A 12,903-nucleotide genomic window follows, 5' to 3' on the forward strand; every position below is an offset into this window, starting at 1 on the left:
CACCCAGCCCCAGCCCCCCATTGCCCGCGCAGACCAGTCCAGTGACCCGTATGCCTGGCTGCAGCAGCGTGACACCCCCGAGGTGCTCGACTACCTGCAGGCCGAAAACAGCTACCAGGAGGCCTGCCTGGCCCATCAGGCGCCATTGCGCGAACAACTGTTCGAGGAAATCAAGGGCCGCATCCTCGAGACCGACCTGTCGCTGCCCTCGCCCTGGGGCCCGTACCTGTACTACACCCGCACCACCGCCGGCGACGAGTACCCACGCCATTACCGCTGCCCGCGCCCGGCCGACGACTCCAACACGGTGGATGAAAGCCGCGAGCAACTGCTGCTCGACCCCAATGCCCTGGCCAACGGCGGCTTCCTGTCGCTGGGTGCCTTCAACGTCAGCCCCGACCATCGCCTGCTGGCCTACAGCCTCGACACCAGCGGCGATGAGGTCTACACCCTGTACGTCAAGGACCTGGGCAACGACCGTGTCACCGCCCTGCCCTTCGAGGACTGCGACGGCAGCCTGACCTGGGCCAATGACAGCCAGACGCTGTTTTTCGCCGAACTCGACGACACCCACCGCCCCTGGCGCCTGCGCCGTCACACCTTGGGCGGCAGCGACGCGCCGACCGTGTTCGAAGAGCCCGATGGCCGCTTCTTCCTGCATTGCTACCGCACAAGCTCCGAACGCCAGCTGGTGCTGTTGCTCAACAGCAAGACCACCAGCGAGGCCTGGGTACTCGATGCCCAAACCCCGCAGTTGCCGTTCACCTGCCTGGCACCGCGGGTGGAGGGACATGAGTACTTCCCCGACCACGGCCAGCTCGATGGCCAGTGGCAGTGGTTCGTGCGCAGCAACCAGGACGGCATCAACTTCGCCCTCTACCACGCCCAGGCCGACCAGGTCCCGACCCGTGATCGCTGGCAACTGCTGGTGCCGCACAACGACAAGGTCATGCTCGAAGGCCTGAGCCTCAACGCGGGGGCGCTGACCCTGAGCCTGCGCGAAGGAGGCCTGCCGATCATCGAAGTGCGCCCGCAGGGCCTGCCTGCCTATCGCGTCGAATTGCCGGATGCGGCCTACAGCCTTTACGTGCAAGACAGCCTGGAATTCGCCAGCAGCCGCGTGCGCCTGCGTTACGAAGCGCTCAACCGCCCGGCCCAGGTGCGCCAGCTGGAGCTGGCCAGCGGTGCGCAGGTGGTGCTCAAGCAAACCCCGGTGCTGGGCGTGTTCGATGCCGACGACTATGTCAGCCAGCGCCTGTGGGCCACCGCCCAGGACGGCACCCAGGTACCGATCAGCCTGGTGCGTCGCCGCGAAGACCTGGGCAAGACCGTGCCGCTGTACCTGTATGGTTACGGTGCCTATGGCGAAAGCCTCGACCCGTGGTTCTCGCATGCGCGCCTGAGCCTGCTGCAGCGCGGCGTGGCCTTCGCCATTGCCCATGTGCGCGGTGGCGGCGAACTGGGTGAGGCCTGGTACCGGGCCGGCAAACAGGAACACAAGCAGAACAGCTTCACCGACTTCATCGCCTGTGCCGAGCACCTGATCGCCGAAGGCGTGACCTCGCCCGAGCGCCTGGCGATCAGTGGTGGTAGCGCCGGCGGGCTGCTGATGGGGGCGGTGCTCAACCTGCGCCCTGAGCTGTTCCGCTGCGCGATCGCCGAAGTGCCCTTCGTCGACGTGCTCAACACCATGCTCGACCCCGACCTGCCGCTGACCGTCACCGAGTACGACGAATGGGGCAACCCGCAGGAGCCTGAGGTGTATGAGCGCATCAAGGCCTACGCCCCGTACGAGAACGTCAAGGCCCAGGCCTACCCGGCCATGCTGGTGGTGGCTGGCTACAACGACAGCCGCGTGCAGTACTGGGAGGCGGCCAAGTGGGTGGCCCGCCTGCGCACACGCAAGACCGATGACAACCTGCTGCTGCTCAAGACCGAAATGGGCGCCGGGCATGGCGGCATGAGTGGGCGGTACCAGGGGCTCAAGGATGTGGCGCTGGAGTATGCGTTTGTGTTTGGCGAGCTGGGTGTGAACTGACCAATATTGGGGCGCTCTGCGCCCCTTTCACAAACCCTCAGTCCTCCTCCACCGGCACTTTGGCCGGCTCTGGCCGTAACCCCGGCAAAGGCTGGTCTTTAGGCGGCCCCGGCACCGGCATCGGTGGCAACAGCGGCGCGCCAGGCTGGCTGTCGTATGCCTTGGGCGGCGAACTTGGGGTGATCTGCGGGTAAGGCGTGGGCGTAGGCGTGCCAGGTGCACCGGGCACGGGTGTATTGAGCCTGGGTGGCGTGCTGGCCGCTTCGGCCATGGGCAAGCCAGCCAGCAACAACGCGGCGAGGATCGCATGCAACATCAGCAACCTCCTGTCGGGAACCTTTCTACAGGCTACGCCTAAATGACAGCTTTCGCCTGTCCGCCTGGCCTGCAAGCGCGCTAGACTCAGTGGCATAACCGTCATTTGCCTGATCAGAACAAAGGAAACACCATGAGCTCGGCCTCTACTTCCGCCGCCACCGCGCGCCTCGACCGCATCCTCGCCGATGCCAAGCGCGACAAAGAAATGGGCTACCGCGACAAGGCCCTGAAGATGTACCCGCATGTGTGTGGCCGCTGCGCCCGCGAGTTCGCCGGCAAGCGCCTGAGCGAGCTGACGGTGCACCACCGTGACCACAACCACGACAACAACCCGCAGGACGGTTCGAACTGGGAGTTGCTGTGCCTGTACTGCCACGACAACGAACACTCGCGCTATACCGACCAGCAGTATTTCAGCGAAGGCTCGACCAGCACCCCGAGCATCGCCAAGGCCACCCACAACCCGTTTGCCGGGCTGGCGGGTCTGCTGAAGAAAGACTGAATATCGATTCGCCCCCGCTGCTACCGGCGAGCCCGTATAATCGCGCTTTTTACGCGAAGGGCCCCGGTACGTGGCAAACAAACGATACAGCTGCATCGGCCTGTTCAACCCCAAGTCGGCAGAAAACGTCGGCTCGGTGATGCGCGCAGCAGGTTGCTACGGCGTCAATTCGGTGTTCTACACCGGCAAGCGCTATGAACGCGCCCGCGACTTCGTCACCGACACCAAGCGTGTGCACTACGACATCCCCCTGATTGGCATCGACGACCTGCAGCGCATCATCCCGCTGGGTTGCACGCCTGTGGCAGTGGAGCTGGTCGAAGGCGCACGGCCGCTGCCCGAATACACCCACCCGGATCGCGCCATCTACATCTTCGGGCCGGAAGACGGCAGCCTCGATGCCAGCGTGCGAGCGTGGTGTGAAGAAACCATCTACATCCCGACCGAAGGTTGCATGAACCTGGCGGCGACGGTGAATGTGGTGCTGTATGACCGGTTGGCCAAAGGCTTGAATACCCGTTCCGGGCCCAAGTTCAAATAAAAAGCCACTTCTGATGGTGCTCATGCCGGCCCCGCGAAGAGGCCAGCACAGACAAAACCAGAAGCGGCCAGGTGCTGAGCTCCGTCAGAACAGCACCGTCCTGCAATCAGCTCACGCAGCGTTGATCCAGATGGTCTTCAACTCCGTGTACTGGTCATGGGCCCAGATGGACTTGTCACGCCCACCAAAGCCGGACTCTTTGTAGCCACCGAACGGCGTCGACGCATCGCCCTCGCCAAAGCAGTTCACCGTCACCACCCCCGCGCGGATTTCCCGCGACAGGCGCAAGGCATTGCGCAGGCTGCCGGTGTAGGCCGAAGCGGCCAGGCCGTAGATAGTGTCGTTGGCCAGCTCGATCGCTTCATCAATGGTCTCGAACGACGTTACGCTCAACACTGGGCCGAAGATTTCCTCGACGAACAACCGGTTATCAGGCGTAACCCCGTCGACGATGGTCGGCTGCACGAACACGCCCTGCTCGGTCTCACCGCCCTGCACCACGTTGAGGTTCTGCTCGGCGGCATATTCCAGATAAGACTTCACCTTCTCGAAGTGCGATTTGCTGACCATCGCGCCCAGGCGGTTTTCCGGGTCGAGCGGGTCGCCCAGCTTCCAGTCCTTCAAGTGCTTGCCAATCAGGGTCAGCAGTTCGTCCTTGACGTCCTTGTGCACGATCAGGCGCGAAGAGGCCGAGCAATTCTCGCCCATGTTCCAGAACGCACCGGCGGTGACGAACTGGGCCACTTCGTCCAGGTCCTCGCAGTCATTCATGACCACGGCCGGGTTCTTGCCCCCCAGCTCCAGGACGATACGCTTGAGGTTGGACTCGGCGGCGTATTTCAGGAACAGGCGGCCGGTGTCGGTGGAGCCTGTGAAGCTGACCATCGGGATGTCCATGTGGCGGCCGATGGCTTCGCCCACTTCACGGCCACCGCCAGGCACCAGGTTGAACACACCTGCCGGTACACCTGCCTGGTGGGCCAGCTCTGCCACGCGCAGGGCGCTGAGGGTGGTTTCCTTGGCCGGCTTGACCACGATCGAGCACCCGGCGGCCAGCGACGGGGCGATCTTCCAGGCCAGCATCAGCAGCGGGAAGTTCCAGGGCAGCACCAGGCCGACCACACCGATGGCTTCACGCACCACCATGGTCACCGCAGCGTTGCCGGTCGGGGCGGTGTTGTCGTAGATTTTGTCGATCAGCTCGGCGTGCCAGCGGATGGTGTGGATGGTTTCCGGTACGTCGACGTTCTGGCATTCACTGACCGGCTTGCCGCTGTCCAGCGCTTCCAGTACCGCCAGCTCATGGCTGTGGTCTTCCAGCAACTGGGCGAACTTCAGCAGGATGTGCTTGCGCTCACCCGGTTGCAGCTTGGACCACGAACCGTCTTCGAACACGCGCTTGGCTGCTGCCACGGCAACATCGACATCCTGCACGTCGCAGGCGGCGACTTCGGCCAGTTGCTTGCCGGTGGCCGGGTTGGTGGTGACGAAGGTGCGGCCCGAGACAGCATCGCGGAATTCACCGTCGATGAACGCCTGGGTGCGCAGTTGCAGGTCGGCGGCGATGGCCGCGTACTGTGCCTTGCTCAGTAATTCAGCCATTTTCAGGCACCTCCGGTGATCTGGGCAATGTTGCGCTTGAGTTCAGTGACCACGCGCTCGAGTGCCTGCTTCTCGGCAGCGTCCAGCTCGGACAGCGGCTTGCGCACGCCACCGGTGCTCAGGCCGTTCAGGGCCACGCCGTACTTGATCGACTGGACGAACTTGCCACCTTCCAGGAAGTCCATCAGCGGCATCATGGCGCTCATGATGCGGCGGCCTTTGTCGAAGTCTTTCTCGACCACGCAGGCCTCGAACAGGGCCACGTGCTCCCGCGGGATGAAGTTGGAGCCGGCGCACACCCAGCTTTGGGCGCCCCAGGCGAAGAACTCCAGGGCCTGGTCGTCCCAGCCGCACGACAGCTGGATATTCGGGCGCTGGATGGCCAGGCGGTGCAGTTGGGCCATGTCGCCGGAGCTTTCCTTGATGGCGACGATGTTTTTCACCTCGGCGACCGCATCGAAGAACGCTTCGCCCATGCTCACGCTCATGCGGCCTGGGTAGTTGTAGAGCATGATCGGCAGGCCGGCGGCAGCGTCGACCGCTTTGACGTGCAGGGCGATTTCCTGCTGGGTCGGCAGCGCGTACGGCGGGGTGCCCACCAGCAGCGCATCGGCTTTGATTTCCTTGGCGTGCTTGGCGAACGCCACCGAGTCTTCGGTGCGGATCGCGCCGGTGCCGATGATCAGCGGCAGGCGGCCGTTGAGCACGTCCTTGGCCTGGGCGGCCAGTTCGATGCGCTCTTGCGCGGTGTGGGCGTAGTACTCGCCGGTGGAGCCACCGATGATCACGCCGTGGATTTTCGATTCGACCAGGTAATCGAGCACTTCGGCGAACGCCGCCTTGTCGATCGAGCCGTCCGCAGCCAGCGGAGTGATTGCCGGGGTGTAGATGCCTTCGAATTTCACGGTAGGTTCTCCAGTGCGTTGATCAGTGTTGTAGAGGCCGCAGCGGTGCGACGCTGCGGCCGGTAGTCATGGGTTCAGGTCAGCGAAGCTGCTTGCTGCAGGTTCAGCGAACGGGTTTCCGGGGCGAGGGCGACGGAGAAGCCCAGGCCGACAAAGGTGACGGCGGCAGCGGCATACATGGTTGCGCCGATGCCATAGTTGTCGAGGGCGATGGGGACCAGCCAGGTGCCGACCGCAGCACCGATCCGCGACATGGAGGTGCCCACGCCAACGGCGCCAGCGCGGATTTCGGTAGGGAACAGCTCGTTGGGGTAGACCAGCTGCAGTACCTGGGCACCGCCAATGAACAATGCATAGGCCCCGAACAGCACCAGGATGAGCATCTCGTTGCCGTTGCTGAACGCCGCCAGGCCCAGCAGGGCCAGCCCCGACCAGAAGAAGCTGTGCAGCAGCGTGGTGCGCCGGCCAATGGTGTTCAGCAAGCGGGTGCCGACGATGCAACCGACCACGAACAGGCAGGTGATGGCGACCGAACCGATCGATGCCCAGTCACCCTTCAGGTTCAGTGCACCCAGCACTTTCGGGGCGAAGGCGTACACGGCGAACACCGGGATCACCGAGCAGGTCCAGAACATGGTGACGAACAGCATGCGTTTGCCGTAGCCGGAGTGCAGCAGGCTGAAGAACGACAGCTTGCGGGCCTTGGGCTCTTCCGGCAGGTTGCACAGCGAGAAGCCCTCGCCATAGACGCGCTTGATCACCTGCTCGGCCTCGGACGAACGGCCTTTGCTGATCAACCAGCGCGGCGACTCCGGGGTGCCCAGGCGAATGACGAACAGCAGCGCGCCGATCACCGCCGCACTGGCCAGCACCAGGCGCCAGGCATCCTCGCCTCCGTTGCGCAGCAGCGCTTCACCGACCATGTAGGCGGTAGCGGCACCGGCGAACCACAGCACGGTCAAGGTAGCCAGGCGAGGGCCGCGGTTCTTCTTCGGCAAGAACTCCACCAGCAGCGAAGTGGCCACCGGGTACTCGATGCCCACTGCGATGCCGATGGCAAACCGCAGCAGGAACAACACCAGCGCCGACTCCACCCAGAATTGCGCAAGCGAGGCCAGGATGAACAGGGTCGGGCCGACGAAGAACACCCGCTTGCGGCCAAAGCGGTCAGTCAACCAACCGCCGAAGAAGCCGCCGAAGAAAATGCCGATCAGCGCCGAGGCGGCGATCATGCCCTGCCAGAAGCTGTTCAGGCCAAGGCCTGCAGACATTTGCACCATGGCCACGCCAATGATGCTCAACACATAGCCATCGACGAACGATCCGCCACCCGAGCGCAGGGTCAGCAACTGGTGGAAGCGGTTGATCGGTACATCTTCAATCGAAATATTCGGACTTGTCATTATTGTTCCTACCACTTCATCTGCATGCACATATTCAAGGCGAGCGCGGCCGCGAAACTGAAAACACGGTTCAGCCCCGGGTGACCGGACAGCGCATCTCGATCATCAAATTCGGGCAAAGCGCGCCCGTGCCGGCTAACTCACACCCGGCGTTAAATGTTCAATGGCCTAACTCAGATAAGGATCAGCTTTCTTTGCCAGCGCGCAGTTGCCCCCACATCAAGTTTGCGTTCAAGCCCAGGGATACCAAGGGCTGCGGTGGATTTGCGCAAGGCCCGGGGGCATTGAGCAGAAACTCGATAAGTTCGTTTTTGTCGCCGGCCAGCCAGTCGGCCAGCAATGCGCCGGTGACGGTGCCACGGGTAACGCCCAAGCCATTGCAGCACAGGGCACCTACTACATTGGGCGCCAACTGGCCGAAGAACCCCATGTGATTGCGCGACAACGCCAGGGCACCGCCCCAGGTGTATTCGAAGTTCACCTCGGGCAGCATCGGGAAGCGCCGGGCAAACGACTCGCGGTGACGCTGGACAAAGCGTTCCAGGTACTTGCGGTTGCTGCGCCCGTCCGGGTTGTAGCTGAAACTGTTGCGGATCAGCAGGCGATTGTCGACGGTGCGCCGCATCGTGGTGCCGAACGGGTCGGCCGGGATCACGCCCCAGTAGGGCTTGCCCCCCAGGCGCGCCTGTTCCTCATCGGTCAACGAGCGGGTGATGCTGCCATAGGTGAAGACAGGCAGCATGCGGCCCTTGAGAAAGCCGAAACTCATGCCGAAGGCGTTGGTGGTGAGCACCAGCTTGTCGGCCGTGATCGAGCCGTTGGCATGACGCAGTACCACCTTCGCACCATATTCGACGTCGGTAATCGGGGTGTTTTCATACAACGAGACGTTGCTCGGCAGGCTGTCGGCCAGGCCTTTGACCAGCGCCGAGGGCTGCAGCAAGGCAGTGCCGGGGGTAAACAGGCCCTTGCGGTAGAAGTTGGTGCCGATATGCTCCGGCATGTCGCGGCCTTCAATCACTTCATACGGCTGGCCCAGTTTGTCCAGGCCACGGCGATAAGCATCCAGCACCGCGATGCCGCGATCTTCGACGGCCGCCTGGTATTTGCCGCAGTGACGGAACTGGCAGTCGATGCCGTAGCGTTCGATCAGCGCTTTGAGATAGGACTGGCCGCCCAGGTTGAGCTTGAGCACCGTCTTGGCGATATCGATGTCGCCGATGTAATCCTCGGCACCAATGTCATGGGGCAAGTCGATGGCAAAACCGGCGTTGCGCCCGGAGGTGCCGAAACCGACTTCCTGGGCCTCGACCAACACGATTTCGTCGTCCGGGAAGTTCGTTGCCAGCTGGCGTGCAGCAGCCAGGCCGGTGAAACCAGCACCGACCACCACCCAACGCGCCTGGCTGTGGCCACTGTGGGCCGGCCGGGGCTTACGGGGCTTGCTCAAGTGATACCAACCACAGGTGGCATCATCGGCAGGTAACGAACTTATTCTTGTCATGTCACTAACCTGGATCTTGCTGTTGACGAGCGGTCAGCGCCAGCGGCGAGACCTGGGAATCTCATAGCTGAATGGGTACATCCAGCCCTTGCGGCGCTGCGTATTCGGCCATGCGCCGGCGCGACAGCTCGAAGTGCTCACGCACCAGTTGCCCGGCGCGCGCAGGGTCGCGGTGTTCGATGGCGTGGATCATCTGGTCATGCTGATCGCAGGCGACTTCAAGGTCCTGCTGCATGTCATCGGTGGTCGGGTGGCGATAGAAAATCTTGCCCAGGCGGGCATGGTCGATAAGCAGGCGGCGCAGGCTCGGCATCAGGTAGTCGTTGTGCGCCATCTTGCCGATTTCCAGGTGGAAGGCATCGTTGTAGACCACCCGGTTTTCCACATCACGCGCCTCGATGGCCTGGCGAAACAGCACCTGGATAGCCTTGAGCGCCTCGATTTCCGCTGCGCTGGCGTTGGTGGCTGCCAACTGGGTGGTGGCGATATAGATGAGCGGCGCGGCGACGAAGAAGCTGTGCAGCGAATCATGGTTCATCGCGGCAACCCGTGGCGCACGGTTGGCTTCGAGCTCGATATAGCCTTCAGCCGCAATCTGGCGCAGCAGTTCACGCACTGGTGGGCGCGACAGGCCGAACTCGTCACACAGCGCCAGCTCGTCCACCACAGCCCCTGGGGCCAGTTCCATGCTGAGGATCCGGCGGCGCAGCGCTTCGGCGAGGACGGCCTTGCGGTCCTGCGGCGCTTCAGCGCCTGCGGGCGCACTGATGGCTTGAACGGTGGCTTTCATGGCGGCCTTCTTTGTTGTCATGGCGCTGTGTCTACTATTTGTATAACGACTATAGGGCACTGTTAGACAATGTGTCTACAGCATTTTCGATGAGCGGTTGAATCTCTCAAAGCCCCTGGTTCAAAGGGCTTGAGGGGTTACCTGGGGTGAGATTAAACACCGTTGGCGCTGCATTTCCAAACCGGACAAAATGTTATCCAGACCGGACACATTGCCGATTATTTGCGACCTCTCCCCCTCCACTTTGCGCACTCATCCCGCATGCCGTTGAGCAACACGAATGAACGGCTGCAAGCAGCCTGCGGTCAGCTACTTACACTTCACACGGAGGGCTTGCCATGCTCGATATCCATACCGCTGCGGCGTCGCCGGAGCACAATGTTCAGGGCCTGGAAAGGGTCGGCTCGCTGGCCGGCGGGGCGCTGATGTTCAGCAAGGGGCTGCGCCATGGCGGCCTGGTCGGCCTGCTGCAGATGGTAGTGGGCGGCCTGGCGGTGGCGCGTGGGGTCAGCGGGCACTGCTCGACCAAGGCCTGGTGGCAACGGCACCGTCAGGAATACAACCGGTTGCGCTCGGACATCGAACGCAGCGCGGAACAGTTGCAGGCATTGAAGGCGAGCGCCAAGGCAGCTACGCGCGGGGTGACGGTGACAGGGAAGGATCCGTTGACCGGCCTTTGATGTTACTTGGCCTGTGCCAGCCGGTTCGCGGGCACAGGCTACAGAGGTCTTTAGCGCAACGCCTTGCTCTGCAACACCTCGGACCGGCGCCCCAGTACGCTCTCGCTGATCTGCACGAACTCTTCGGTGCTTACGCTCGGCAAACGCATCAGCGCCCGCGCCACATCATCCAGCGAACGCTTGGCCTGGGTGTGGATGCGGATCTCCTTGTCCAGTGCCTGCAAGAGTATCACCCCACGGGCAACCTGAGCCGGGCTGGCCTGCTCGCCCTTGAGCTGCGTGACCTTGGCGCCTTGCTTGCTCAAGCGCGCCTGCCAGGCCTGGTAGCGGTCATCGCTTACCCCACCCGCCCTGCGTAGCAATTCGCTGGCGTAGTAGTCGGTCAGGCTCTCGACAAGCCAGTCATTGCCATCACGCCCATGGATCTGCGCAAACAGTTGCACCAGTTCGCGCAACAACGGGCTGCTGCCATTCTCGCTGATCATCGGCCGGGCACTGTGCAGATACAGCGACCCCTGCGCCGCCATCGCGCCGCGCCACATGCCGTCACGGGCACCGACCAGCAGCAACTTCGGCGGGTTACGGGGGAACACCGCCTGCAACTGCGGCCAGACAAAGGTCAGCAAGGTCAGGCTGTCCATGCGCCGCATGCCCTGCCCGACCGGCGCGGCAACGGTGACTTCGGTTTCGCCCAGGCGTGCACGGCGGCTGCCCAGGTCACCGGCTAACATCCAGCCGGTGGGGCGGTCGAACAGACGTGAAACGTTGTCGATGCGAAACTTGTCCTTGCCGACACGCGGCCAGGACGTTTCGATGCTCTTCCAGCCTTCGGGCAGGTCGAACCACAGGCGCGCCACCAGCTCGGTACCGTCCTGCTGGTCGAGGTGCGCAGGCGGCACCAACTGGTCACCGAGGAACAACGCCCAATGAGGCGTGATGCGCGACGAGTAGGCGCCGCTGCGCAGCTGCTGGTCCAGCTGCACGCGGTAGCTGAGGCTGGTCTTGCCCGGCGCCGGGTGCCACACCCCCCGCGCGCCCTGGTCTACCTCCTGCCATTGGCCGTCGGCCTGAAAGCCGCTGTAGGTGCCGCCCTTGCCCAGGTCGAAATCCAGGCTGCGCACACTGCTGCCCTCAGCCAGGGTCAGGCGCACTTCAGCCTGGCCATTGGCGGGCAACAGACGCACGTGATAATCCAGGTCGACTTTCTTCGCCCAGGCCGGCGAACAGGCCACCAGGCTTAACAGCAGCAACAGCGGGCAACGCATACAGAAACTCCTTGTTTCCCAGAGGCGACGGGGCGCGCCGGTCAGCTGGCGCGAAAAATCAGATGGTCTTCCCAATCGTCCTCGTCGACATCATGCTCACTGAGCATACGCCCTGACTGGGAAATGCGCTGTTCATGGACCTGCTGGCGATCGCCGCAGATCAGGTGGTGCCAGTCCGGCAAGTCCTTGCCTTCGCTGACCAGGCGGTAACCGCAGGTGCTTGGCAGCCACTTGAACTGGTCGGCCTTGCCCGGGGTGAGCTGGATGCAGTCGGGCACCTGGGCAAAGCGGTTGGGGTAATCGCTGCACTGGCAGGTGTTCAGGTCCAGCAGTTTGCAGGCGATGCGCGTGTAATAGATGCTGTTGTCGTCCTCGTCCTCAAGCTTTTGCAGGCAGCACAAACCGCAACCGTCGCAGAGCGATTCCCACTCTTGCGGGTTGAGTTGTTCGAGGGTCTTGCGCCGCCAGAACGGCGCGCTGTCAGCGATCATCACACGGGTTTCCTGCATTCATCTTCAATGGGCGGCGCGCGGCGGCGCCAGTCTAGAGCCTGGCCTTCGGCAAAGCCAGACCGCTTGTCAGTGACGACGGGACGCAGTAGCGTGCGGTTTTTCCCATCCTCTTGCAGGAGCAGCCATGAGCGCCACACCCCGTATTGCCGATTACGCGATCGACGAGCAGTTCATCAACCGCTGGTCGCCGCGCGCCTTCACGGCCGAGCCGATCAGCGAAGAGACCCTGCTGAGCTTCCTCGAAGCCGCGCGCTGGGCGCCGTCGGCGTACAACTCGCAGCCTTGGCGCTTCCTCTATGCCCGTCGCGATACGCCGAACTGGGAGCGCTACCTGAACCTGCTGGTGCCCTTCAACCGCAGCTGGGCGCAACAGGCTTCGGCGCTGCTGCTGATCATTTCCAAGACCACCTTCGCAGCGCCTGGCGCCGCGGAAGAGAGCCCGGCCCTGTGGCACACCTTCGATACCGGTTCCGCCTGGGGGCACCTGGCCCTGCAGGCCAGCATCAGTGGCTGGCACACCCACGGCATGGCCGGTTTCGACAAGGCACTGGCGCGTACCGAACTCAAAGTGCCTGAAGGTTACGAGCTGCATGCCATGATCGCGATCGGCAAGCTGGGCGACAAGGCGACCCTGGCCGAGGTACTGCAGGCGCGTGAGGTGCCAAGCCCACGCCGGCCGCTGAGCGAGCTGGCGGCTGAGGGTGATTTCAGCCTGTAAGCGCTTTATTGGCTGTACTGGCCTCTTCGCGGGGCAAGCCCGCTCCCACAGGCACTGAGCAAGTTGCAGAACTGCTCAGTACCTGCGGGCTTGCCCCGCGAAGAGGCCAGTAAAGCCACTGCACA

Annotated in this window: 13 protein-coding genes; 5 read left to right on the top strand and 8 right to left on the bottom strand. The window is 63.2% G+C overall.

Annotated elements, in window-relative coordinates; translation table 11 throughout:
* Window positions 1–2,038, top strand: a 2,038-nt coding sequence (locus tag HU770_RS25490; RefSeq protein WP_186666215.1) for a S9 family peptidase, incomplete at its 5' end; no start/stop codon positions are given.
* A gap of 37 nt (window positions 2,039–2,075) precedes the next feature.
* On the opposite strand, the gene HU770_RS25495 is transcribed toward HU770_RS25490, so the two are convergent.
* The gene (locus tag HU770_RS25495) at window positions 2,076–2,354 is read right to left on the bottom strand and encodes a hypothetical protein (RefSeq protein ID WP_186658456.1); all 279 of its coding nucleotides are present in this window, start codon (window positions 2,352–2,354) and stop codon (window positions 2,076–2,078) included.
* A gap of 132 nt (window positions 2,355–2,486) precedes the next feature.
* On the opposite strand from HU770_RS25495, the gene HU770_RS25500 reads away from it, so the two are divergent.
* Both HU770_RS25500 and HU770_RS25505 read left to right on the top strand, forming a co-directional pair.
* Complete coding sequence (locus tag HU770_RS25500; RefSeq protein WP_027594605.1) at window positions 2,487–2,858, top strand: YajD family HNH nuclease; 372 nt, start codon at window positions 2,487–2,489, stop codon at window positions 2,856–2,858.
* A 70-nt stretch (window positions 2,859–2,928) separates the two neighbouring features.
* On the top strand, window positions 2,929–3,399 hold the full coding sequence (locus tag HU770_RS25505) for an RNA methyltransferase (protein ID WP_033699757.1): 471 nt from the start codon (window positions 2,929–2,931) through the stop codon (window positions 3,397–3,399).
* Between the two features lie 111 nt (window positions 3,400–3,510).
* Here the strand turns inward: HU770_RS25505 and HU770_RS25510 are convergent, their stop codons facing one another.
* The 5 genes from HU770_RS25510 to HU770_RS25530 form a co-directional block, all read right to left on the bottom strand.
* Window positions 3,511–5,001, bottom strand: coding sequence for an aldehyde dehydrogenase (locus HU770_RS25510; protein WP_186666217.1), 1,491 nt, complete (start codon window positions 4,999–5,001; stop codon window positions 3,511–3,513).
* Between the two features lie 2 nt (window positions 5,002–5,003).
* Window positions 5,004–5,906, bottom strand: a complete 903-nt coding sequence (locus tag HU770_RS25515; RefSeq protein WP_186666219.1) for a dihydrodipicolinate synthase family protein — start codon at window positions 5,904–5,906, stop codon at window positions 5,004–5,006.
* A 74-nt stretch (window positions 5,907–5,980) separates the two neighbouring features.
* The gene (locus HU770_RS25520) at window positions 5,981–7,309 is read right to left on the bottom strand and encodes an MFS transporter (RefSeq protein ID WP_186658447.1); all 1,329 of its coding nucleotides are present in this window, start codon (window positions 7,307–7,309) and stop codon (window positions 5,981–5,983) included.
* Window positions 7,310–7,493: 184 nt separating this feature from the next.
* Window positions 7,494–8,813, bottom strand: coding sequence for an FAD-binding oxidoreductase (locus HU770_RS25525; RefSeq protein ID WP_186666221.1), 1,320 nt, complete (start codon window positions 8,811–8,813; stop codon window positions 7,494–7,496).
* 61 nt (window positions 8,814–8,874) lie between these two features.
* Window positions 8,875–9,603, bottom strand: a complete 729-nt coding sequence (locus HU770_RS25530; RefSeq protein WP_186658443.1) for a GntR family transcriptional regulator — start codon at window positions 9,601–9,603, stop codon at window positions 8,875–8,877.
* Between the two features lie 338 nt (window positions 9,604–9,941).
* Here HU770_RS25530 and HU770_RS25535 point away from each other — a divergent pair, with 338 nt between their 5' ends.
* Window positions 9,942–10,283, top strand: a complete 342-nt coding sequence (locus tag HU770_RS25535) for a DUF2892 domain-containing protein (protein WP_033699769.1) — start codon at window positions 9,942–9,944, stop codon at window positions 10,281–10,283.
* A 50-nt stretch (window positions 10,284–10,333) separates the two neighbouring features.
* Here the strand turns inward: HU770_RS25535 and HU770_RS25540 are convergent, their stop codons facing one another.
* Complete coding sequence (locus HU770_RS25540) at window positions 10,334–11,548, bottom strand: hypothetical protein (protein WP_186666223.1); 1,215 nt, start codon at window positions 11,546–11,548, stop codon at window positions 10,334–10,336.
* A gap of 41 nt (window positions 11,549–11,589) precedes the next feature.
* Window positions 11,590–12,039, bottom strand: a complete 450-nt coding sequence (locus HU770_RS25545) for a YcgN family cysteine cluster protein (RefSeq protein WP_033700206.1) — start codon at window positions 12,037–12,039, stop codon at window positions 11,590–11,592.
* A gap of 145 nt (window positions 12,040–12,184) precedes the next feature.
* On the opposite strand from HU770_RS25545, the gene HU770_RS25550 reads away from it, so the two are divergent.
* The gene (locus HU770_RS25550; RefSeq protein WP_186666225.1) at window positions 12,185–12,778 is read left to right on the top strand and encodes a nitroreductase family protein; all 594 of its coding nucleotides are present in this window, start codon (window positions 12,185–12,187) and stop codon (window positions 12,776–12,778) included.
* Window positions 12,779–12,903 lie beyond the last annotated feature (125 nt).

It is taken from the genome of Pseudomonas sp. SWRI68, assembly GCF_014269165.1.
Taxonomy (GTDB): domain Bacteria; phylum Pseudomonadota; class Gammaproteobacteria; order Pseudomonadales; family Pseudomonadaceae; genus Aquipseudomonas; species Aquipseudomonas capeferrum.

Excerpts from the sequence above, each read along its gene's own strand:
- HU770_RS25495 (WP_186658456.1), bottom strand. The coding sequence starts at position 2,354 with ATGTTGCATGCGATCCTCGCCGCGTTGTTGCTGGCTGGCTTGCCCATG.
- HU770_RS25500 (WP_027594605.1), top strand. The coding sequence starts at position 2,487 with ATGAGCTCGGCCTCTACTTCCGCCGCCACCGCGCGCCTCGACCGCATC.
- HU770_RS25510 (WP_186666217.1), bottom strand. The coding sequence starts at position 5,001 with ATGGCTGAATTACTGAGCAAGGCACAGTACGCGGCCATCGCCGCCGAC.
- HU770_RS25520 (WP_186658447.1), bottom strand. The coding sequence starts at position 7,309 with ATGACAAGTCCGAATATTTCGATTGAAGATGTACCGATCAACCGCTTC.
- HU770_RS25525 (WP_186666221.1), bottom strand. The coding sequence starts at position 8,813 with ATGACAAGAATAAGTTCGTTACCTGCCGATGATGCCACCTGTGGTTGG.
- HU770_RS25530 (WP_186658443.1), bottom strand. The coding sequence starts at position 9,603 with ATGAAAGCCACCGTTCAAGCCATCAGTGCGCCCGCAGGCGCTGAAGCG.
- HU770_RS25535 (WP_033699769.1), top strand. The coding sequence starts at position 9,942 with ATGCTCGATATCCATACCGCTGCGGCGTCGCCGGAGCACAATGTTCAG.
- HU770_RS25540 (WP_186666223.1), bottom strand. The coding sequence starts at position 11,548 with ATGCGTTGCCCGCTGTTGCTGCTGTTAAGCCTGGTGGCCTGTTCGCCG.
- HU770_RS25545 (WP_033700206.1), bottom strand. The coding sequence starts at position 12,039 with ATGATCGCTGACAGCGCGCCGTTCTGGCGGCGCAAGACCCTCGAACAA.
- HU770_RS25550 (WP_186666225.1), top strand. The coding sequence starts at position 12,185 with ATGAGCGCCACACCCCGTATTGCCGATTACGCGATCGACGAGCAGTTC.